Origin of the sequence: Lactobacillus sp., assembly GCF_051893255.1 — a bacterium.
Classification (GTDB): Bacteria; Bacillota; Bacilli; order Lactobacillales; family Lactobacillaceae; genus Lactobacillus.
Window position 1 is genome coordinate 1 of record NZ_JBJFHB010000045.1, and the last position, 20,222, is coordinate 20,222.

A 20,222-nucleotide genomic window follows, 5' to 3' on the forward strand; every position below is an offset into this window, starting at 1 on the left:
TAATCTAGGGTTAAACGTTATTCTGCTTCTATTAACGATTGTAGATTTGAAATTGATGAGTCCGCTTAGTCTAAAAGGCTAGATTATCAGCTTACATGAAAGTGCCACGCATTCTGCGTGGTACTTTTTTGCTTTATTTTTTTATTTAAGTTAACTAGAAAGTTAATAATAAATAAATCTTCTAAAACAACTTTTTTTACAAATGAAAGGTGCTATTATCTTATTATAGATAGCGGTTACACATTGAACTGGGAGGGATAGATATGCGCTTTTCAAAAAATCCAACCACTAACAAGATCCTGTCATGGGCCTTCATGATCGTTTCCATATTTTGCATTCTGTACACGGTGATGGATGTTTACGGTGATGATCAAAAAGCCAAGGCAATGACGGTCATGGAGAATTCCTTACCTAAACATGGCTATGATGTCGATAGTGAATTAACGCCAATAAATGTTCAAGCCAAGATTAGCTTTCCAACTTACTATTGGAGCACCTTTGTTACCAAGGAAAACCGTAACAAGAATTATGCGGCCATGAAGAAAGCAGGGGTAAAGATCAACAAAGATGATGCCGATTGGCCTTACTACTACCAAGTCTATGCTAGCAAAAAGGGTCTTTTTAACTGGGAAGTGACGGTTATTGACGCTCGCACTGATAAGCAAAAGACTTACACTACATACAATGGAAAATAATATAACAAATCGCCTCAACTACTTGGGGCGGTTTTCTTGTTGTAGAGCATCAATAGAGTTAAAATAATAACGTAACTATTATATAAAGCGTTAACAAAGCTCGTGCTGATCAAATGGGTGAATTGAAAAAATGGAGTTGAACCGTCGTCACAAGATAATTGCTTTTATTGTAGGAGTAATTCTCCTACTTTTATCATGCCTTTTTACCTGGAACACCCGCCGGCAAGACTTACAAGCTCAGCGCTCCCGCGCCAGTGAGATCAGCAAGACTTACGCAACTGAGCTGAAGCGCGATTTTAACTTGGGGATTGGCCGCACAGCTGCCTTAAAGCAGATGATCAAGGACAACGACGGACAGGTTAAGTATTTTTCCACTTCTGCCAAGCTCTTGATGAAGGACTACATCGATCTTATTGCTGTCGCCCCTAAAGGCAAAATCACTGAGTCTTACCCCAGCGGTAAGACTGCCTCTGACGAGTTCACCTTGAGCTACTACTCAGAAACCCGCAAAATTTACGACTATACCAAAATGACTGGCCGGGTGGCCATGTTTGGCCCGGTCAAACTGCCCCTGGTTAACCAGGCCATGGTGGTGGTTGACCCGGTTTACTTAGAAACTGGCCAGTTATGGGGCTATATCATCATCGCGATCAAGGTGCCTAAGATTTATCGCCACACCATGGCAGCGCTAGAGTCCCTAGGCTACGACTATGCCATTAAGGCTACAGCATCCCCAACCGCCAAAAAGCTTTCCCTAGTTGAATCCTCTCTCAAGTCTAGCCAAAAGCTCTCTAGCCCAGCCGTCTACACCATGAAGCTGGGTTCCTGCCGCTTCCGTTTAGAAATCACGCCCAAAGGCGGCTGGCACTCCAGTAAGACCATCCCTATCTTAGTCATTTGCCTCATTATTAGCGGCATCTTGCTGGGTCTGTTAGTTGCCTTGCTCCGGATCACCGAAAAAGACGACGAACTGCACTACTTTGCCTACCGGGATCCCTTGACCGGTTTATACAACCGGCGGGGCTTTTTACACGAATTAAACAAGCACCTGGCTCAAGTCTCAGATGATCTAGCGACTGCGGTTTCTCTTGACCTCGACGACTTCAAATTGGTCAACGACGTCTACGGCCACGATGTCGGCGATATGGCCTTGATTGACCTGGCCGACCGCTTAAGAGCTGCTTTTCCTAAAGACACCCTGATCTCCCGGACCGGCGGTGATGAATTCTGTGCCATGTTTTTTGGTCATTCGCCAAGCTACTGCGAAAAATTGATCAAGCGGGCGGTGGTGCAGGAGAAGTCCTTCATTGCTGGCAATCATGAAATTCACTACACTATTTCAGCTGGCTACGCCGACCGGCCGGAGCAGACGAAGAAACTGGAACGCCTCTTAACCTTGGCCGACAAGGCCCTGTATGCTGCTAAATTATCTGGCAAAAACCAGTCCAAGCATTACCAAGAGGGGATGAATGCTTTAAACCGCAAGCAATTGGGCTTTACCGTCAAAAAATTGGCCGAGGGCATCCCTGGCGAATTTCTCATTTACCAAGCCGGCGGGCGCGAAGAGATCATTTTTGCCAACAACCGCCTGATCGAGCACACGGGCTGCCGGGACTTTGAAGACTTCATGTCCTTTACCAAAGGCAGCTTCAAAGGTTTAGTCCACCCGGATGATCTAAGAGAGGTGGAATTTGCTATTAAAGAGCAGGCCTTGGCCAACCGGGGAAAGGACTGCTATGATTCTTATCTAGAATACCGGGTCTTGACCAAGTCCGGAACCGCCCGCCGGATGGTAGAGCTGGGCCAGATGGCCCAAGACGACAACTACGGCTTGGTTTACTTTGTCTTTATGCAGGAAAAAGCAGCCCTTTCTAAACCCTTTATGGCTTAAGCAGAAGCTTTTTTCTTGTGCTAAGGCGAATTAAGGGGTAAACTGATAAGAGAATAATTATATAGGAAATCGTTATCATCTGTGAATACTTGATTATTCGCAGATGTTTTATTGTTTAATAATAATAGAAAGGACAGCATGGGCTTAAACCGTCAGCATCAAATCTGGGTTGGAGTTCTTGGCTTCTTGCTCGTTATCCTCTCGCTCACAGTCGCCTGGCAAGCCGATCAAGAAGATTTGCAGGATCAAAGAGCGAAGGCGACCGAAGTCGGCAATGTCTTTGCCTTACAGATCAACCATGACCTTTATAATGGCCTAGAACGGGTGCAGTCATTAGATAAAATGGTCGTTGACAATAACGGCAAAGTTAAAAATTTTAGTGATTCGGCCAAGCTGCTGAAAAGAGGATATATCAATACAATCGACCTGCTCCCCAAGGGTTATATCAAGTATTCCTACCCACACGCCTACGGCCAGGTTGGGGTTAATCTAGAAGACAGTCAGGAGCTGGGTGAAATCTTGCTCACTGTTAAAAAGTCAAAGAAACTAACCACTTTTGGTCCGATCGTAAACCGCCAAGAGAAGCGGCTGTTAATCATTATCGATCCGGTTTATTTGAAAAAAGGCAAATTCTGGGGCTATGTGATCATGACCTTGTCTGTGCCCAAGGTTTACCAAAACACCATTAATTCCTTAGAAAAAGTCGATTATGACTACCAGCTGTTTGCGGAAAGAAGTGCCACCAATTCGCAATTAGACATTATTGAAAGCTCAATCAATCCATCTAAAAAGCTCAAGCATCCTGTCAGCCAGACTTTTGTTATTGGCAACCGCAAGTGGCGCCTGAGTCTGGCACCAAAAAATGGCTGGCAGTCAAAAGCTGCAATGCCAGCCTTCATCATGTCCGTCTTAGTCAGCTCGGTGATCATGATTTGGCTGGTCAACTACCTCAAGACTAAAGAAAGAGATGAAGAGTTGCATAAATTGGCCTACCGCGATCCTTTAACTGGTCTATCCAACCGCCGGGGTTTCATCCGAGAGCTGGACCGGCAGCTGCCACAGGCACAATTTTTAACCGAGGTCTTTTTAGACTTAGACGACTTCAAGCTGATCAATGACCTCTATGGCCACGCGGCGGGGGATGAGGCTTTGCAGCATTTGGCTAGTTATTTAAAAAAGTCATTTCCTGCTAATTCCTTGATTGGGCGAACCGGCGGGGACGAGTTCAGCGTAGCTATCCCGGACATGCACCCCCTTGAGTGCCAGGAATTGATTCAAAAGGCCATCAGGCAAAAGCAGACTTTTAGTTCAAACGGAACGGAAATCACTTTTACCATCTCAGCTGGCTTTGCCGATTATCCAAAGCAAGCCCGCGGGATTCAGGATTTGATGACCAAGGCTGACGAGGCCCTCTATGCGGCCAAGATGGCCGGGAAAAACCAAACCTTTCGCTATCAGCCGTTTATGGCGGATCTGAACCGGGAGCAATTGGGCTTTAACGTTAAGCAGCTGGCCCAGGGTCTGCCTGGTGAATTCTTGATCTACAAGGCAGATGGCGACCAGAAGATTATTTTTGCCAATGAGCACCTGATCCAGCTGCTGGGCTGCCAGGATTATGATGACTTCATGGCCTTTACCAAGGGCAGCTTCCAGAATTTCGTGCACCCTGATGACCGTTTGCTGGTTGAGCGTGAAATCAAGAGGCAGCTTGCTTTGCAAAAAGGACATCGGAGCAGCTATGACGTCCATGTTGCCTACCGGGTGAAGACCAAGCAGGGTGAAATCAAGCACTTGGTTGACCTCGGCCGGATGATCGATAACAGCAACTATGGCAAGGTCTTCTTTGTATTCTTAGAAGACCAGGACCAATTAGCAGAGGATCAGCTCTAATATCTAAATAGTAATAGTTAAAGCTTTTTCATTCTTATGAAAAGGCTTTTTTGTATAGTTTTACAGCGGTAATGGTGGTAAACTTATAATAGAATTAAAAATATTCAGAAAGGCTGGTGGGGGAATGCATGAAATTAAACCATAAGAATCGCTTAATTGTTTTTATCTTTGGTCTAGTTTGCGCATTGCTTTCAATTGGCTATTCCTCATATGTGGCTAAGCAGCAGGTCTATACACAAAAAGAAAAGGCATATGAAATCAGCCGGGCCTATGCGGGTGAGCTGAAGCGGGATTTCAACTATGGGATCACGCGGGCGGAATCCATGCGGGACGTGGTGATTGAAAATAATGGCCGGGTCTCTCACCGTGATTTTGACCGGACATCAAGGCTTTTAATGCGGGACTATATCAAGTTGAATGAGCTAGCACCAAAGGGAGTGGTGACGCAGACTTACCCCCACCGCCAGGGCAGCCAAACCGTCAACTTAATGGCAAATCAAGAAGCGGCGCAGGTCCTTACTTATGTAAAGGACAAGAATGAGGCCGTCTTGTACGGTCCAATCGTCTTGCCCAAGGTGAAAAAGAGCGTGAGCATCATGGTGCCGGTGACTTTGAAAAACGGTAAATTTTGGGGCTACGTGATTATTGCCTTAAAATTGCCAGATGTCTACCAGCACACCTTGAAGTCGCTAAGAGCGATGGGCTATGATTACTGCCTTGATACAAATAAGTCGCCTTTAACCAAGAACCGAACTCAGGTAGAATCCTCAAAAGGAATTGGCAATAAGGTTAAAAACAGCGTGGGGTATAGCTTTTCGATTGGCTCTTTGTCCTGGACCTTGAACATCGTGCCAAGGGGCGGCTGGGCAACGGATAAGGGCTTTTTTACCTTGCTGGGCTGTTTAATAACTTCAGTTTTCTTGGTTTTTATGCTCTCCATGTACCTCAGAACCCGGCAACAAAAAGAAGCCTTAGACCGCTTGGCCAATGTCGATGCCTTGACGGGACTATATAACCGCCGGGGCTTCATGAAAGAAGCCGGTGGCCACTTTAAAGATACGCCTGAACAACCCGTAACCTTGGCCTTTTTGGACCTAGATGACTTCAAGCTGGTCAATGACGTTTATGGGCACAATGTTGGTGACCTGGCCTTAGAGCACCTGTCCCAGCACCTAAAGCAGGTTTTCCCAGGAGAATCGGTAATCGGGCGAACTGGCGGGGATGAGTTCTGCGTCGCCATTCCAGAAGAACCAGAAATGGCCCACCGCCTGGTCGCCAGTGCCATCGTCGGGGTTCAAGAATTTGACGCCGGCGAGCAAAAGGTCCGCTATACGATTTCTGCGGGCTATGCCGATTATCCAAGCCAGGCGCAAAGTCCGGACCAGCTAATTATTTTAGCCGACATGGCCTTATACGCAGCCAAGATGCACGGCAAGCACGTGGCCAAGCAGTATGAGCCCCAGATGCAGCTGATCAAGCGAGGGCAGCTGGGCTTTAACATGAAAAACGTTAGCCAGGGGATGCCTGGTGGGCTCTTGATTTACCGGGCCGACTATGACCAGGCAGACAGCCAAGAGATCCTTCTGGCCAATGACTACTTGATCCACCTTTTTGCCTGCCAGAGCCTGGAAGAATTTTTAACCTATACCAAATCTTCTTTCAAGGGTCTAGTTTATCCAGAAGATTACGAAAAAGTTGTCACCAACCGGGAAAAACAAATCAAGGCTTTGAGCGGTAACATCGACGATGACGTCCTTTTCTTGGACTACCGCATCTTGACCAAAGATGGCAGGGTTAAGCCAATCTCGACGGTAGGTCGCTATGTCCAAGATGACTACTACGGCAACGTCTTCTGCGTCTTTATTCTGCCAGACGGCCTGATCACCGATCCGGAAGCAGATGAAAAATAAGGTGAATTTTGATAAAGAAAAGCTCTGATTATCGTAAGATAGTCAGAGTTTTTCTTTATCTGTTATTTGGCTAAGTTTTCGATGAAGCGGCAATTGGGAAGGGATGCAAGAACGGCAGGCGTGGTCTTGATCTTGGAATCGACCTTGCCGGATCCAATCACGACTTCTGATAAATTTTGAACACTGGAATCGACCAGGATTTGGTAGTCTGCTGGCAAGCCAACTGCAGTAATTGAGCCAAATTCCATGCCAGTTTCTTCGGTCACTTCGTCTAAGTTAGCAAAAGAAAGCTTGGAAACGTCCATGGCGTGCTTTAAAACGGAGCCAGAGTTGACCCTCTTTTCATAAGGGACCAAAACTGCCGCTTTTTTGACTTGGCCTTGTCTTTTGCCGGCAAAGACAAGGCAGTTGAGTTCGGTAGCGATGTCTACACCGTATTGGTCGGCCAATTTTTGCCCGTCGGCAAACTCGGGATCGATCTTGGCAACGAAAATTTTGTCTGCTAAGTCATGCTCTTTAACGAAGGCTTGGCTTTTTTCTGGTAGATATTCTGGATGGTCAAAAAAGGGGGTAAATTCTAACATCGATCTTTGTTCTTACTTTCTATATATTTTTCAGCTTCTATTTATTTGCTATTTTCCTAGTCTGCCATTATTTTCCTTTTCTAATTCTTAAATTCAGCCAAAATATGGCACACTTGGTCGACGTCTTCTTGCCGGCTGGACCAGGAGGTGGCTAGGCGGACCACCGTGTGCTCTTCGTCGTACTTATCCCAGAAGGAGTAGGCAACTTTTTGGCCAAAAGCTGGCAGGTCGCGATTGGCCATAATGAAGAAAGTCTGGTTGGTTGGGGAATCGTAAAGCAGCTGGTAGCCGTTTTTCGTCAAAGCATCCCGGATCTGTCTCGCTTGCTTAATTGCCGGTTCAGCCATTTTTTGATACAGATCGTCAGTAAAGAGCTGGTCAAACTGGATGCCCAGCAGCCAGCCCTTGGCTAAAAGGGCGCCGCGCTGCTTGATGATGGTGAAAAAGTGGGGGATCAGTTTAGGATCAGGTACTACAACGGCTTCACCCAACATGGCCCCGCACTTGGTGCCGCCAATGTAGAAGACATCGCAAAGGCGGGCCAGGTCAGGCAGAGTCACGTCGTTTTCGGGAGCGGCCAAGTCGTAAGCCAGGCGAGCACCGTCGATGTAGAGCTTGAGGTCATGCTTTTGGCAGATGTCCTTGATCTCGGTTAGCTCTTTTTTACTATATAATGTCCCGAATTCGGTTGGCTGGGACAGGTAGACCATCCCTGGCATGACCATGTGGTCCTTGTTGCCGTCGTTTTCAAAAGTCTCCATGTAGTCTTGCAGATTTTTGGCAGAAATCTTTCCGTCACGGCTTGGCAGAGTCAGGACCTTGTGACCGGTAATTTCGATGGCGCCAGCTTCATGGACGGCAACGTGGCCGGTGTCAGCGGCGATCACGCCTTGGTAGCAGGCTAAAAGGGCGGCGATGACCACCTGGTTGGTCTGGGTGCCGCCGATCAGGAATTCGACTTCGGCGTGGGGAGCTTCGATTGCTTGGCGGATCTTGTTTTTGGCACGATTAGTAATTTCGTCAGTGCCGTAACCAGCAAAGTTTTGGCCTTGGCTGGCAGCGAGGGCTTGGATAATTTGCTCGCAAGCTGTTTCTTGATAGTCACAAGCGAGCATGATGGGTTCGTGGTTCATTTAGGTATCTCTTTTCTTTATCGATTTGTTAAAAATATTGTACGATCATTTTTATGATGAGACAAACGGCTAAATGGTATAGTAGATATGATGACTCGTCATAGATGACCAGAAAGGACAAAAATCATGGAAATTAATAAATGCCGTGCCTTTATCGCCTCTGCCGACACCGGGAGCTTCACTGCTGCCGGGCAAAAACTTGGCTATACCCAGTCCGGCATTACCCGGATGATCAATAGTTTAGAAGCAGAACTTGGCTTTGACCTTTTTAACCGGCAAAAAAGTGGGGTAACCCTCACAGCTAATGGTCGGCAAATCCTTCCCGCCATCCGCCAGCTAGTCAAGGCTAGCCAACTAGCCGAAGAAGTCGGCAGTGAAATTCGCGGCGTTAAAAGTGGGACGATTGCACTAGGATGCTACTTCAGCTTTGCCGCTATCCTTTTGCCCCAGCTCCTTAAGGAATTTGAGGAAAAATACCCCGGCATCCAAGTTAACGTGGAAGAAGGTGGCAACAGCGAGATTCGCTCCTGGCTGGCTAGTGGCCAGATCGACCTGGCAATCTGCGCTAAGCCTAGTGATCACAAGCTCAATTGGCAGCTGCTGTTTAAAGACCGCTTAGTTGCCTGGCTGCCTACAACGCATCCCTTGGCAAAGGCCGATGCTTACCCGGTTGACCGTCTGGCCAATGAAGACTTCATCCACACCCTCCCCAATAAAGACACCGACCAAGACCGCTTGATCAAAGAAGCCGGTCTCACCCTCAAGGAAAAGTACACGACCCGGGACGGCTTTACCACCTACAATATGGTGGAAGCAGGTCTGGGCATCAGCGTCAACCAGGAACTGATTTCCAAAAAGTGGCAGGGCCAGGTCGCCGAAGTGCCGCTGGAACCTGCCTTTTACGTTGATATGGGGATCCTGTTGCCCAAAAATCCTCCGTCACCCGCGGTTAAAACCTTTGCGGACTTCATCCAAGACAAGTTCTAAAATACAAAAGATTTTTTCTTAAATCCCTTGACTTAAAGTTAACTTTAAGTGTTATCTTGTACTTGTAAGCGAAAACAAATGTAAGTAATGCAGCAAGACGAGGTAAGAAATGAGTAAGCAAATTCAAAATGCCTACTTTGAGGGCGAGCGCAGCCTGTATGGTGCCAAAGACACGGAAATCACTAGCTGCGTCTTTGGCAATGGCGAATCCCCCTTAAAAGAAGGACAAAGACTTAAAATCAACGATACGATTTTTACCTACAAATACCCGCTTTGGTACTGCAACGATGTCGAGGTTGAGGGTGGAGTCTTAGAAACCATGGCCCGGTCTGGCATCTGGCACAGTCAGAATTTGACATTTCATGGGACTTCTTTCCAGGCACCCAAGCTGTTTAGACGGTGCAAAGCGGTCAAGCTAGACCAGGTTTACTTTGCCAATGCCGAAGAAACCCTGTGGACCTGCGACGGCGTTGAAATTAAGAACAGCCAGGCCCGAGGCGACTACTTTGGCAAGGATAGTCAAAATGTTTACCTTGAAAATGTGACGATCGTCGGCAATTACGCCTTTGATGGCGGAAAAAATTTGAGGCACATCACTGCCGCTTCGTGACCAAGGACAATTTCTGGAACTGCGAAAACGTGACGATCTACGATTCTGTCCTAGACGACGAATACCTGGCTTGGAATAGCCAAAACGTGACCCTAATTAACTGCACTATTCGCTCTAGTCAGGGGCTCAATTACATCGACCACCTAACGATGAAGAACTGCAAGCTCTTAGACAGTGACCTAGTCTTTGAATATGGTGAAAATCTCGACGTTGAAATTACTACGCCGATCGACAGCGTCAAGAACCCAATTTCTGGCAAAATTGCGGCGCCAGAAATCCGCCGCTTGATTATGGACCCAGAAAAAATCAATCCTGAAAAAACTGAAATTGTCTGTCCGAAGATTGGCGAGCGCGCCGACTTGTCTGACCAAAATCAAGAGCCATCTGTCCGTAAAAGCGGGGTGGATGACTAATGGCAGAAATAAGATATGATTTTGAAACCCTGCCTAACCGCCCAAGCAATTCAGTTAAGTGGGGAAATTTAAAAGCAGGCGAACTGCCTATGTGGATCGCTGAAATGGACTTTTTAACAGCGCCGGAAATCCTGGACACCATGCGGGAAAAAATCGCTGTTGGCGCCTTTGGCTATGAGGACATTCCTGATGACTACTTTGAGGCCATCGCTGACTGGGAAGAAAAAGCGCATGGGGCAAGACCTGAAGAAGCCTGGTGCCAGTATGTGACCGGCGTGGTCCCAGCCATTTCCTCCATCGTCCGCAGCGTAACCAAGCCGGGGGACTATGTCCTGACACAAGCTCCGGTCTACGACATTTTTTACCATTCAATCGAAAATAATGGTCGCCAGACGATCTCTAGTGACCTAGTCTACGATAGCGTAAAAAGGCAATACCGAGTCGACTGGGATGACCTAGAAGACAAGCTGGTCGATCCTTTGACCAAGCTTTTCATCTTCTGTAACCCGCACAACCCGGTAGGCTACGTTTGGACTAAAGATGAAGTGCAAAAGATCGCGGACCTCTGCGCTAAATACCACGTAGTCCTGTTGTCAGACGAAATTCACGCGGATTTAGTGCTCAGAGGGATTACGGCAACGCCAGCTTTTTCAGTCAATGGTCTAGCCCAAGACTGGGTGATCACGCTGGTTTCGCCAAGCAAGACTTTTAACCTGGCAGCCCTTCACGCGGCTTGCGCCATCATCCCGAACCGCTTTTTACGAGAGACTGTAACGCGGGGCTTTAACCAAGAAGAAATTGCTGAGCCAAACCTCTTGGCTATCCCCGCCACGATCGCGGCTTACCGGCAGGGCGGGGCATGGCTAAACGAATTGAAAGAGGTCCTAAGGGGCAACTACGACACGGTCAAAAGTCTTTTGGTCAAAATCCCAGAAGTCAAGCTGGTTGAATCAACGGCAACTTACCTGCTTTGGCTGGATATTTCAGAACTTGGCACAAGCAGTCGGGAATTCACGGATTTCCTCAGAAAAGAAACCGGTCTGGTCCTATCGCCTGGCGGGGTCTACCGGGGCAATGGCGACCAGTTTGTCCGGATGAACATTGCTGCGCCAAAGCGGCTAGTCGAAGATGGAATGGGCCGGCTGATTGACGGCGTTAACCTGTTTATTGATTCGAGGTGATAATCATGGCTGAAGAAAAAAAGCAGACTGAAGAAACTAAGGAAAAGCAGGATAAAGAAGAAAAGACTTTTACCATTTCCCAAGTAGCGGAAATGATGAACGTTGTTCCTTCAACTTTGCGCTACTATGACAAAGAAGGTCTTTTGCCCAACGTTAAGCGGGTCAACGGTATTCGGATTTTTGAAGTCAAAGATTTCCGCTGGCTGAAGGTCTTGACCTGCCTGAAAAATACGGGGATGCCGATCAGGCGGATCAAGGAGTACGCCAAGCTGGCGCAAGAAGGCGACAAGACCATCGAGGAACGCTACCAGCTGATCAAGGACCAGCGCCAGTCGGTCTTAGACCAGATTGACCAGCTCAACTACTACATGAAGGAACTAGACTACAAGGAATGGTATTACGAAACTGCCATGAAACTGGGCAGCGAGGAGCCACTGCTTGAAAAAAGGCATCCTAGCATCGATGATCTTGACGAAGTACCAGAAAAACTAGATGTCGAAGAATTAATGAAAGAAAGGAAACACAGCAATGGTTAAGCAAACTGCAGGCAGAGATCAATTAGGCGAATTCGCACCAAAATTCGCGCAGCTGAATGACGACGTTTTATTTGGGGAAGTTTGGTCTAGAGAAGGGCAATTGCCGCTCAAGACCCGGAGCATCGTGACCATCACTGCCCTCATCAGCAAGGGCATTACCGACAACTCTCTTAAGTACCACTTGCTGACGGCTAAAAAGAATGGCGTTTCGAAGAGCGAAATGGCGGAAATTCTGACACATATAGCCTTTTACGCAGGCTGGCCAAATGCTTGGGCTGCCTTTAACTTGGCCAAGGAAGTTTACGGCGACGACGAAAAGTCCGGTCACGGCGGCTTCTTTGGGATTGGCGCGCCAAACGATGGCTACGCCCAATACTTTACTGGTCAGTCTTACTTGAACCCAGTGACTAAGGAAGGCGATCCGCTCCAGATTCATAATGTCACCTTTGAACCGGGATGCATCAACCATTGGCACGTTCACCATGCGTCAAAAGGCGGCGGTCAAGTCTTGATCGGCGTTGAAGGGGAAGGCTGGTGCCAAATTGAAGGGCAAGACCCAATCAAGATGACCCCAGGCACTATTGTAGAAGTTCCGGCAAACGCCAAGCACTGGCACGGTGCAAGCAAGAACAGCTGGTTTAGTCACCTGGCCTTCATGATTCCAGGCGAAGACATGTCAAACGAATGGCTGGAGCCGGTTGACGAAGACTTCTACAACAGCCTAGACTAGTTTTTAAAAAATCGAAGAATTGTTACAATAGACTTGTCATCTTTTGACAAGTCTATTTTTGGGAGGAAAAAAGAAAATGCTCTACCAGCAAAGCGAGCGCTTGAGCCATCTGGCTGATGTTTAGGGTATAATGGGAGTAATAAATATAACTTGATAGGAAGGTTTATCCATGTTCTTCTTCTTTCTTGAGCCAATCTTGGTTTACAACTGGCTCTTAATTTTGGCGGCGATCATCCCTGCCATCTTTTTGATGGTCAAGGTCTACCGGTCTGACCGGCTGGAGCCAGAAAGTCCCTATATTTTGCGCTTAATGGTCACTGGCGGTATCTGGTCCGCTGTATTAGCCGGGGTCTTAGAATGGATCGGTAACGGGATTTTGACCAGTTTTGTCTCGCAAAAAAGCGACCTCTACAACATCATCATGTACTTTGTCATCGTCGGTTTCAGTGAGGAGGGCAGCAAGTATTTTTTCTTGAAAAGACGGTCCTGGTTCAGCCAGGAATTCAACTGCCAGTATGACGGCGTGGTTTATGCAGTCTTTGTGGCTCTGGGCTTTGCCCTTTGGGAAAATATCTCCTATGTCCTGATGTATGGCTTCTCAACCGCCCTGGTCCGTGCCGTAACCGCTATTCCAGGCCATGCCTGCTTTGGCGTCTTTATGGGGATCTTCTACGGCCTAGCGCGCGGCAATGCCTACCTGGGCAAGGAAATCCGCTCCAAGTTCGACCGGATCCTGGCTATCGTTATTCCAGCCCTCATCCACGGGGCCTACGACTACATTGCCTCACTTAATTCAGCCAGTGGGCAGTGGATCTTCCTGGCTTTTATCGCCGTTTTATTCTTCATTTCCTTCCGTTTGGTCACCAAGATGTCGAAAAACGACAAGTACTTTGAAATCGATCGGCGAAACTTTAGATTTTAATCATGCAAAAGCTGTCTGACAAGACAGCTTTTATTTTTTTGCTATCATTCCAATTAGTACCTACCAATTTAAAACTTAGCATAACCAATTTTTAAAAAGGTCTTGCATAATTTTTGAACTGGTCTAAAATGATAAGTACATTGAACAAATGACAAAATCATGAGAGGAGAGAGATCATTGACTCAAGCATACTTAAACTACGTCAATGGCGAATGGAAGGATTCTGAAGATCACATCGAAATCTTCAACCCAGCCAACGGAGAATCTCTGGGCACGATCCCAGCCATGTCCCACGAAGACGTTGACTATGTCATGGCCAGTGCCAAGAAGGCTTTCCCTGCTTGGCGGGCCTTGTCATACGCAGAACGGGCAAAATATTTGGAAAAGGCAGCTGATATCCTTTACCGGGATGCTGAAAAGATCGGCTCAACCTTGTCTAAGGAAATCGCTAAGGGCTTAAAGAGCGCCATCGGCGAAGTGACCAGAACCGCGGAAATCGTGGACTACACGGCCAAGGTCGGCGTAACCATGGACGGCGAGGTCATGGAAGGCGGCAACTTTGACCCTGCAAGCAAGAACCGGATCGCGGTTGTTCGCCGGGAACCAGTTGGCCTGGTTTTGGCTATTTCCCCATTCAACTACCCAGTTAACCTGGCTGGCTCTAAGATTGCTCCAGCCTTGATGGGCGGGAACGTTGTAGCCTTTAAGCCACCAACACAAGGGTCAATCTCAGGTCTCCTTTTGGCCAAGGCCTTTGCTGAAAGTGGCCTGCCAGCTGGCGTCTTCAACACCATTACCGGTAGAGGGCGCGTGATTGGCGACTACATCGTTGAACACCCAGCCGTGAACTTCATCAACTTTACTGGTTCAAGTGCTGTTGGCAAGAATATCGGCAAGTTGGCCGGGATGCGGCCAATTATGCTGGAACTGGGCGGCAAGGACGCAGCCATCGTCTTAGAAGATGCTGACCTTGACCTAGCAGCCAAGAACATTGTAGCCGGCGCCTTTGGCTACTCTGGTCAGCGCTGCACCGCGGTTAAGCGGGTCCTGGTCATGGACAGCGTAGCTGATGAATTGGTCGGCAAGGTAACTGACCTTGTTAAGGGCCTGACTGTGGGCATGCCAGAAGACAACGCCGACATTACGCCTTTGATCAACACCAAGTCAGCCGACTACGTGCAAGGCCTGATTGAAGAAGCCAAGGAAAAGGGCGCTAAGCCACTCTTTGACTTCAAGCGGGAAGGCAACTTGCTCTACCCAATGGTCTTTGATAACGTCACGACTGACATGCGCCTTGCCTGGGAAGAACCATTTGGCCCAGTTTTGCCATTTATCCGTGTCAAGAGCGTAGAAGAAGCCGTCGAAATTGCCAACAAGTCTGAATACGGCTTGCAAAGCTCCGTCTTCACCCGCAACTTCCCACGTGCCTTTGGCATCGCTGAAAAGCTGGAAGTGGGCACGGTCCACATCAACAACAAGACCCAACGTGGTCCTGACAACTTCCCATTCTTGGGTGTGAAGGACTCAGGTGCCGGCGTTCAAGGCGTGAAGTACTCCATTCAAGCCATGACTAAAGTCAAGAGCGTGGTTTACGCCATCGACGAAATGTAAATAATGACAAAAAAGAAAATTAGAAGTCTTCCATAAGGCTTCTAATTTTTTTGTTAGCTTTTTTTCAAAAAGAGTGTTACATTTAATAGGACTTATTTTTTACAAGTTTAAAGGTTTAGAAAACAGGAGGGCAAGCCATGCCAATCACCTTAGACAAAAGATTAGCTGCAGTCGATCGCTTGAGGCAGGAGAACATTTTTGTCATGGAATCTGAACGCGCCATGACCCAGAACATCCGGCCGTTGAAGATTCTGGTGGTTAACCTGATGCCTAAGAAGATGAACACGGAAGTGCATATCCTCCGCCACCTGGCCAACACCCCCTTGCAGCTGGAAGTGGAATTTCTCTACATGGCTACCCATATATCCAAAAATACCTCAAACGAATACCTGCAAAACTACTACCGGACCTTTGAGGACATCAAGGACAAGCGCTACGACGGGATGATTATTACGGGGGCCCCGGTTGAAAAATTGCCTTTTGATCAAGTCGATTATTGGGCTGAACTCAGTGACCTGATGGAGTGGTCCAAGACTCATGTCTTCTCTAGCCTCCACCTTTGCTGGGGCGCCCAAGCCGGGCTTTACTACCACTACGGGGTTGACAAGCAGCCGCTAAAGGCCAAATTGTCTGGCATTTATGAACAGGATTTGGTGACGCCCAGCCTTTTAACCCGCGGCTTTGATGATTCCTACAAGTGTCCGCACTCCCGCTATACCACGATTTACCCCGACCAGTTGGCTGATACTGGCCTAGACATCCTGGCCTCGGGCAAGGAAGTAGGCGTGGCGATTGCGGCAACTCCTGATATGCGGCAGATTTTTTCCTTTGGCCACTTTGAATATACTAGGGACACCCTGGCTGAAGAATACTTCCGGGACCAAAAGGCAGGGATCAACCCGCAGCTGCCGGTCAACTACTTCCCAGACGACGACCCAGAAAAGAAGCCCAAGCTCACTTGGAGCCTAGCCGCTTCGACCTTTTTCTCTAACTGGATCAACTACGCCGTTTACCAGGAAACCCCATACGACCTGGCGGATTTGCACTAGTTTTGCGATTGTTTTTTTAATTAAGGAGCTTAACAATTTTAGCTTTTTTGTCAAAAAACTTTACTTAATTAGAAGATGAAAAAGTTGAATGCTTGCCAAAATTCTTTTTACTAAAAGGTGCTATACTATAATTATGAAAAGGCTTTTATTGACTTTCAGATTTTGAGCAAAGAAGGTTGATTAAGATGGCAAGCATGAAGAAAATCGTAGAAGCTGAAACCATGGCCGCAAATGGCGTTGACCAAGAGATGGTGAAGTTGGCCACCGGGATGGGCAAGCCAATGCCAGTTCAGCTTTCTAAGGCCGAAGAAGCAAAAGAAGCTACCAAGGACATGCTCTTAGCCAACGGCGTTGACGAAGAGATGGCAGAATTAGCTTCTGAAAGCTAATACAATACAGCTAAATACCGATCGAAAACAGACTAGCATAGCTAGCCTGTTTTTTCTTAAAAAAGTCTATAAAAAGCCCGCAATGGCGGAATCTTTGCTATAGTGAATCATAGTGCTAACTACCTAAACGGCGGGTAAAATGGTAAAATCTAGCTTGAGGTATAACTGATGACAGAATTTATTGAAAAGATCAAGGACTTGGGGAAGGCTTTTACGGACCCCGAAATCGCCCGGCAGGTATCAGAAATCGAGCTGCTCGATTCAATCGTCCGGGGCCAGCGACTCCTGGCCTCAGCACCCGGCAAACTGGGCTTAAGCGACCGGAAAATGGGCGAGCTCAGCTGGAAAATGAGCGACGAAGACTACAGCCGGCTCAAGACCTTGAACAAGCTTTTTAATAACGTCCGCCAGTATCTGTCTTTGCAATATGGTATTTGGTCGGTGCCTAACTTTGAAACGGCCAATTTACTAAAGGAAGAACTGGGCGTCGAAACGGCGCTGGAGGTCATGGCCGGCAATGCTTACTGGTCAAAGGCGCTCTCAGACGCCGGCGTCCAGGTCTGGGCGACCGACAGCCTAGAGTGGGCCAAGACCTCGCAGACGGGCTCAGCGCCCTTTTACCGGGTGGAGGATCTGCCAGCTGACCAAGCCGTGAAAAAGTACGCGACCGTTGACCTGATTTTGTGCTCTTGGGCACCTAATTTTGGCCAAGCCGATCTCGACTTGATCCAGGCCCGGCAGTATTACGCTCCGCGTGCTAAGCTGATTTTTATCGGAGAGAAAAATGGGGCTACCAACTCGCCAGAATTTTGGCAAAAAACCAAATTCGTGAAGTCGGATGCCCTGAAAAAGATCAACCGCAGCTTTAAGTCTTACGACTTTATCAAGGAACAAATTTTTGAGGTGAAGCAATGAAATGGCGCAAATTGCTGGTCTTAATCGGGACCTTCCTGCTTTTTCTCGGCGTGGGTACGGTCTGCTCCAACATGCAGTCGCAGCTGGCTGACCAGATTCTCCAGTCACGCGGGATGAGCATGGAATCGCGGATCGTCAAGGCTAAGAAGAGCCAGAAGATCTCGACTTTCATCAAGTGGCTGAAAAAGGAATTCCCTAAAGAAAGCATTCAGCTGCAGCTGAAAAATAAGCAAGATCCGCACCAAATCTTGATCTGGGCCCAAAAGCGGGATCTCGACTACTTCCCGGTGTCCTCGGGGCGCTTTTTCTCAGAAGACGACTTTGAAAGTCGGGTAACCCTAGCGGCCATTTCTCCAGCTGCGGATGCGGCCGTGATTCGGACCCAGGGCAACAGCTACCTGAATTTAGACGACAGCTACTATAGCGTCGTCGGAACCTTGAAGTCAGTTCCCTACCAAAACAGTAAATCTTATTACCTGACGACCGGAGAAAAGCAGGCGACGGCTAGCGGCGACTTAAAGAATTACACGATCTACGTTGATGCCAGTTCCGCCACGATCACGAATATTGCCGATCACCTGGGCAGCTATTCTTACTGGCCAGACTATGTGAAGCGGAACCGGCAAAGACGGTTGACTCTGCTCATGCCAGAAGCGATTTTGATTACCTTTATGGAAGGCTTTGGCATCTTGCTGGTTGGCCTTTACGCCTATCTGACCTTCAAGGGAGCTGAGATGAGCCACGTGAAAGGCGAGCTTTTGACCAACCTGGTCTTGAACAAGAGCGGCCGCTTTATGGTCTTTTTGATTCTGGAATCTTTTGGGGCATACTACTTTTTGATCTGGAAGGCCTACTTTGGCAACCGGACGGCGCTAGGGCTGCTTTTAGCCGGAACGACGGTAATCGAGCTGATTACCTATGCAGCCTTGCTGATCTACTTTATTAGAAAAATGAGGATGGTAAATGATGGAAATCCCAGTTGAGTTTAAGGAAAAGTTTACGGGCCTACTCGGCGAAGAAGAAGCCGAGAGGCTTTTTTCCGCTTTAATGGAGCCAAGCAAAAAGGCTTACCGGGTCAACACCCTGAAAGACGGATCCAAGGTGACCTATCCGCTGGAATCGCCGGTGCCTGGCATCCCTAGCGCTTACTATGGGGAAATCTCCGGCAAGGACCCGGAATGGGTCAGCGGCAGCGTTTATTCACAAGACCCCGCAGCCATGTTCCCGGCGCAGTTGACGGCGGTCCGCCCCGGTGACAAGGTGTTAGACCTGTGCGCAGCACCTGGCGGCAAGAGTACGGCTTTAGCAGAGAAATTGGCAGGTGAGGGTTTACTAGTTGCTAACGAAATCTCTCCCTCCCGGGCCAAGATCCTGCGAGAAAACTTGGAGCGCTGGGGCGTGGGCAATGCTTTGGTAACCAGTGCTTCGCCGGACAAACTGAGTCCTGTTTTCTCGGAATTTTTTGACGAAATCTTAGTCGACGCGCCATGCAGCGGGGAAGGGATGTTTCGCAAGAGCGAGGATGCGGTTAAGTACTGGAGCCAGGAAAACGTGGAGTTATGCGCGGCTCGGCAAAAGGAGATTTTGACAGAAGCAGTCAAGATGCTGAAGCCAGGCGGGCAGCTGGTCTATTCCACTTGTACTTTTTCGCCAGAAGAAGACGAGGAGATCGTGTCTTGGCTGCTGGAACAAGGCTTCACGGTGAACCCGGTGGACCTAGAGGGCGTGCCGCACGCAGCCGGCCGGCCTGACTGGGGCAACGGGGATGAGAGCCTGGTCAACTGCGCCCGCTTTTGGCCACAAGACGGCCTGGGCGAAGGGCAATTTGCGGCGTCCTTGACCAAGCCGGGGACGGCGGCCGATGCGCCTGCGGCCGATCCGGTTAGGAAAAAGAAGGTTAAGGCCAAGGACCGGAAAAAAGGGCGCGGCGCTAGTCCGGAGCGGCCAAGCAAGGAAGAGGTCGGCTATATTGAAGCGGCCTTGGCTGGCTTTGCCTGGCCAAAGGCGATCAATTTTGGGCGGGACTTGCTGAAGAGCAACGACCACGTCTTTTTGCCAGCGATCGACCCGAGTGCGGTGGCCGGCGTGAAGATCTTGAACAACGGCCTGGAGCTGGGGATGCTGAAGAAAAAGCGCTTTGAGCCGAGCCACCAGCTGGCGGAATGGTTGGGGCAAGTGGCACAAGACAAGGTCGTGGACCTGGACGAAGCGGCCTACGAGCGCTACCTCCACGGGGAAAGCGTGCAAGTGGAGAGCGGCTTATCCGGCTTTGTCCTGGTGGCGCGCCGCGGCATGGTGTTTAGTTTCGGCAAGCTGGCCAAGGGGCAGCTGAAGAACTACTATCCAAAGGGATTAAGACAATAGGTACAAGCCCGGCTCTGCCGGGCTTTTTCGTTTACTAGCTGCGAGGTTGCTGTGTTGTGTTTTGCCCCCCAAAGTATGTCAACCGAGCAGGATTTTGGTGAAAAATGCCCCCGAAGTATGTCAACCGAGCAGGATTTTGGCGAAAATTGCCCCCGAAGTATGTCAACCGGGTTGGATTTTGATGAAATATGCCCCCAAAGTATGTCAACCGGTCTGGATTTTGGTGAAAATTGCCCCCAAAGTATGTCAACCGAGCTGGAATTTGGCGAAATATGCCCCCAAAGTATGTCAACCGAGCTGGAATTTGGCGAAATATGCCCCCGAAGTATGTCAACCGGTCTGGATTTTGCCAAAAATTGCCCCCGAAGTATGTCAACCGGTCTGGATTTTGCCAAAAATTGCCCCCGAAGTA

General features: G+C 48.5%; 18 protein-coding genes and 1 pseudogene. 17 read left to right on the top strand and 2 right to left on the bottom strand.

The window, feature by feature from the left end; translation table 11 throughout:
* Positions 1 to 263: 263 nt before the first annotated feature.
* From ACI4WN_RS03725 to ACI4WN_RS03740, 4 genes are all read left to right on the top strand, one after another.
* Positions 264 to 695: a hypothetical protein gene (locus ACI4WN_RS03725; protein WP_439777018.1), complete on the top strand. Its 432-nt coding sequence runs from the start codon at positions 264 to 266 to the stop codon at positions 693 to 695.
* Positions 696 to 825: 130 nt separating this feature from the next.
* On the top strand, positions 826 to 2,586 hold the full coding sequence (locus ACI4WN_RS03730; RefSeq protein ID WP_439777019.1) for a diguanylate cyclase: 1,761 nt from the start codon (positions 826 to 828) through the stop codon (positions 2,584 to 2,586).
* A gap of 138 nt (positions 2,587 to 2,724) precedes the next feature.
* Positions 2,725 to 4,476 carry a diguanylate cyclase domain-containing protein gene (locus tag ACI4WN_RS03735; protein WP_439777020.1) on the top strand — a complete coding sequence of 584 codons (1,752 nt, stop codon included), beginning with the start codon at positions 2,725 to 2,727 and terminating at the stop codon, positions 4,474 to 4,476.
* Between the two features lie 128 nt (positions 4,477 to 4,604).
* Positions 4,605 to 6,386 (top strand): diguanylate cyclase domain-containing protein, encoded by a 1,782-nt coding sequence (locus ACI4WN_RS03740; protein WP_439777021.1) that lies wholly within the window; start codon positions 4,605 to 4,607, stop codon positions 6,384 to 6,386.
* 62 nt (positions 6,387 to 6,448) lie between these two features.
* Here the strand turns inward: ACI4WN_RS03740 and ACI4WN_RS03745 are convergent, their stop codons facing one another.
* Together ACI4WN_RS03745 and ACI4WN_RS03750 are read right to left on the bottom strand one after the other, a co-directional pair.
* A complete protein-coding gene (locus tag ACI4WN_RS03745; RefSeq protein WP_439777022.1) occupies positions 6,449 to 6,970 on the bottom strand; it encodes a YbaK/EbsC family protein in 522 nt (173 codons plus the stop codon).
* Positions 6,971 to 7,050: 80 nt separating this feature from the next.
* Positions 7,051 to 8,103, bottom strand: a complete 1,053-nt coding sequence (locus ACI4WN_RS03750; RefSeq protein WP_439777023.1) for a threonine aldolase family protein — start codon at positions 8,101 to 8,103, stop codon at positions 7,051 to 7,053.
* Between the two features lie 126 nt (positions 8,104 to 8,229).
* Between ACI4WN_RS03750 and ACI4WN_RS03755 the strand changes: the two genes are divergently transcribed.
* The 13 genes and pseudogenes from ACI4WN_RS03755 to ACI4WN_RS03815 all read left to right on the top strand — a co-directional run.
* Positions 8,230 to 9,090, top strand: a complete 861-nt coding sequence (locus tag ACI4WN_RS03755) for a LysR family transcriptional regulator (protein ID WP_439777024.1) — start codon at positions 8,230 to 8,232, stop codon at positions 9,088 to 9,090.
* A 109-nt stretch (positions 9,091 to 9,199) separates the two neighbouring features.
* A pseudogene (locus ACI4WN_RS03760) lies at positions 9,200 to 10,113 on the top strand (DUF3737 family protein).
* Positions 10,114 to 10,121: 8 nt separating this feature from the next.
* Positions 10,122 to 11,294 carry a MalY/PatB family protein gene (locus ACI4WN_RS03765; RefSeq protein ID WP_439777050.1) on the top strand — a complete coding sequence of 391 codons (1,173 nt, stop codon included), beginning with the start codon at positions 10,122 to 10,124 and terminating at the stop codon, positions 11,292 to 11,294.
* A 5-nt stretch (positions 11,295 to 11,299) separates the two neighbouring features.
* Entirely contained in the window at positions 11,300 to 11,830 is a 531-nt protein-coding gene (locus ACI4WN_RS03770; RefSeq protein WP_439777025.1) for a MerR family transcriptional regulator, read from the top strand.
* On the top strand, positions 11,823 to 12,560 hold the full coding sequence (locus tag ACI4WN_RS03775) for a carboxymuconolactone decarboxylase family protein (RefSeq protein WP_439777026.1): 738 nt from the start codon (positions 11,823 to 11,825) through the stop codon (positions 12,558 to 12,560). The genes ACI4WN_RS03770 and ACI4WN_RS03775 overlap by 8 nt, the downstream gene beginning before the upstream one ends.
* Before the next feature lie 169 nt (positions 12,561 to 12,729).
* The gene (locus ACI4WN_RS03780) at positions 12,730 to 13,482 is read left to right on the top strand and encodes a PrsW family intramembrane metalloprotease (RefSeq protein ID WP_439777027.1); all 753 of its coding nucleotides are present in this window, start codon (positions 12,730 to 12,732) and stop codon (positions 13,480 to 13,482) included.
* Positions 13,483 to 13,659: 177 nt separating this feature from the next.
* Positions 13,660 to 15,093 carry an NADP-dependent glyceraldehyde-3-phosphate dehydrogenase gene (locus tag ACI4WN_RS03785; RefSeq protein ID WP_439777028.1) on the top strand — a complete coding sequence of 478 codons (1,434 nt, stop codon included), beginning with the start codon at positions 13,660 to 13,662 and terminating at the stop codon, positions 15,091 to 15,093.
* Positions 15,094 to 15,230: 137 nt separating this feature from the next.
* Positions 15,231 to 16,142, top strand: coding sequence for a homoserine O-succinyltransferase (locus tag ACI4WN_RS03790; RefSeq protein ID WP_439777029.1), 912 nt, complete (start codon positions 15,231 to 15,233; stop codon positions 16,140 to 16,142).
* A gap of 194 nt (positions 16,143 to 16,336) precedes the next feature.
* Positions 16,337 to 16,531, top strand: a complete 195-nt coding sequence (locus ACI4WN_RS03795) for a hypothetical protein (protein ID WP_439777030.1) — start codon at positions 16,337 to 16,339, stop codon at positions 16,529 to 16,531.
* 168 nt (positions 16,532 to 16,699) lie between these two features.
* The gene (locus ACI4WN_RS03800; protein ID WP_439777031.1) at positions 16,700 to 17,446 is read left to right on the top strand and encodes an SAM-dependent methyltransferase; all 747 of its coding nucleotides are present in this window, start codon (positions 16,700 to 16,702) and stop codon (positions 17,444 to 17,446) included.
* Positions 17,443 to 18,429, top strand: a complete 987-nt coding sequence (locus ACI4WN_RS03805) for a hypothetical protein (RefSeq protein WP_439777032.1) — start codon at positions 17,443 to 17,445, stop codon at positions 18,427 to 18,429. Before ACI4WN_RS03800 ends, ACI4WN_RS03805 begins: the two co-directional genes overlap by 4 nt.
* Positions 18,410 to 19,810, top strand: coding sequence for an RsmB/NOP family class I SAM-dependent RNA methyltransferase (locus ACI4WN_RS03810; RefSeq protein ID WP_439777033.1), 1,401 nt, complete (start codon positions 18,410 to 18,412; stop codon positions 19,808 to 19,810). The genes ACI4WN_RS03805 and ACI4WN_RS03810 overlap by 20 nt, the downstream gene beginning before the upstream one ends.
* 51 nt (positions 19,811 to 19,861) lie before the next feature.
* Positions 19,862 to 20,222, top strand: a 361-nt coding sequence (locus tag ACI4WN_RS03815; protein ID WP_439777034.1) for a hypothetical protein, incomplete at its 3' end; no start/stop codon positions are given.

Bases quoted from the DNA above. Each gene is read 5' to 3' on its own strand.
- ACI4WN_RS03790 (WP_439777029.1), top strand. From the start codon at position 15,231: ATGCCAATCACCTTAGACAAAAGATTAGCTGCAGTCGATCGCTTGAGG.
- ACI4WN_RS03780 (WP_439777027.1), top strand. From the start codon at position 12,730: ATGTTCTTCTTCTTTCTTGAGCCAATCTTGGTTTACAACTGGCTCTTA.
- ACI4WN_RS03725 (WP_439777018.1), top strand. From the start codon at position 264: ATGCGCTTTTCAAAAAATCCAACCACTAACAAGATCCTGTCATGGGCC.
- ACI4WN_RS03735 (WP_439777020.1), top strand. From the start codon at position 2,725: ATGGGCTTAAACCGTCAGCATCAAATCTGGGTTGGAGTTCTTGGCTTC.
- ACI4WN_RS03730 (WP_439777019.1), top strand. From the start codon at position 826: ATGGAGTTGAACCGTCGTCACAAGATAATTGCTTTTATTGTAGGAGTA.
- ACI4WN_RS03800 (WP_439777031.1), top strand. From the start codon at position 16,700: ATGACAGAATTTATTGAAAAGATCAAGGACTTGGGGAAGGCTTTTACG.
- ACI4WN_RS03810 (WP_439777033.1), top strand. From the start codon at position 18,410: ATGATGGAAATCCCAGTTGAGTTTAAGGAAAAGTTTACGGGCCTACTC.
- ACI4WN_RS03770 (WP_439777025.1), top strand. From the start codon at position 11,300: ATGGCTGAAGAAAAAAAGCAGACTGAAGAAACTAAGGAAAAGCAGGAT.
- ACI4WN_RS03795 (WP_439777030.1), top strand. From the start codon at position 16,337: ATGAAGAAAATCGTAGAAGCTGAAACCATGGCCGCAAATGGCGTTGAC.
- ACI4WN_RS03740 (WP_439777021.1), top strand. From the start codon at position 4,605: ATGAAATTAAACCATAAGAATCGCTTAATTGTTTTTATCTTTGGTCTA.
- ACI4WN_RS03805 (WP_439777032.1), top strand. From the start codon at position 17,443: ATGAAATGGCGCAAATTGCTGGTCTTAATCGGGACCTTCCTGCTTTTT.
- ACI4WN_RS03775 (WP_439777026.1), top strand. From the start codon at position 11,823: ATGGTTAAGCAAACTGCAGGCAGAGATCAATTAGGCGAATTCGCACCA.
- ACI4WN_RS03745 (WP_439777022.1), bottom strand. From the start codon at position 6,970: ATGTTAGAATTTACCCCCTTTTTTGACCATCCAGAATATCTACCAGAA.
- ACI4WN_RS03755 (WP_439777024.1), top strand. From the start codon at position 8,230: ATGGAAATTAATAAATGCCGTGCCTTTATCGCCTCTGCCGACACCGGG.
- ACI4WN_RS03750 (WP_439777023.1), bottom strand. From the start codon at position 8,103: ATGAACCACGAACCCATCATGCTCGCTTGTGACTATCAAGAAACAGCT.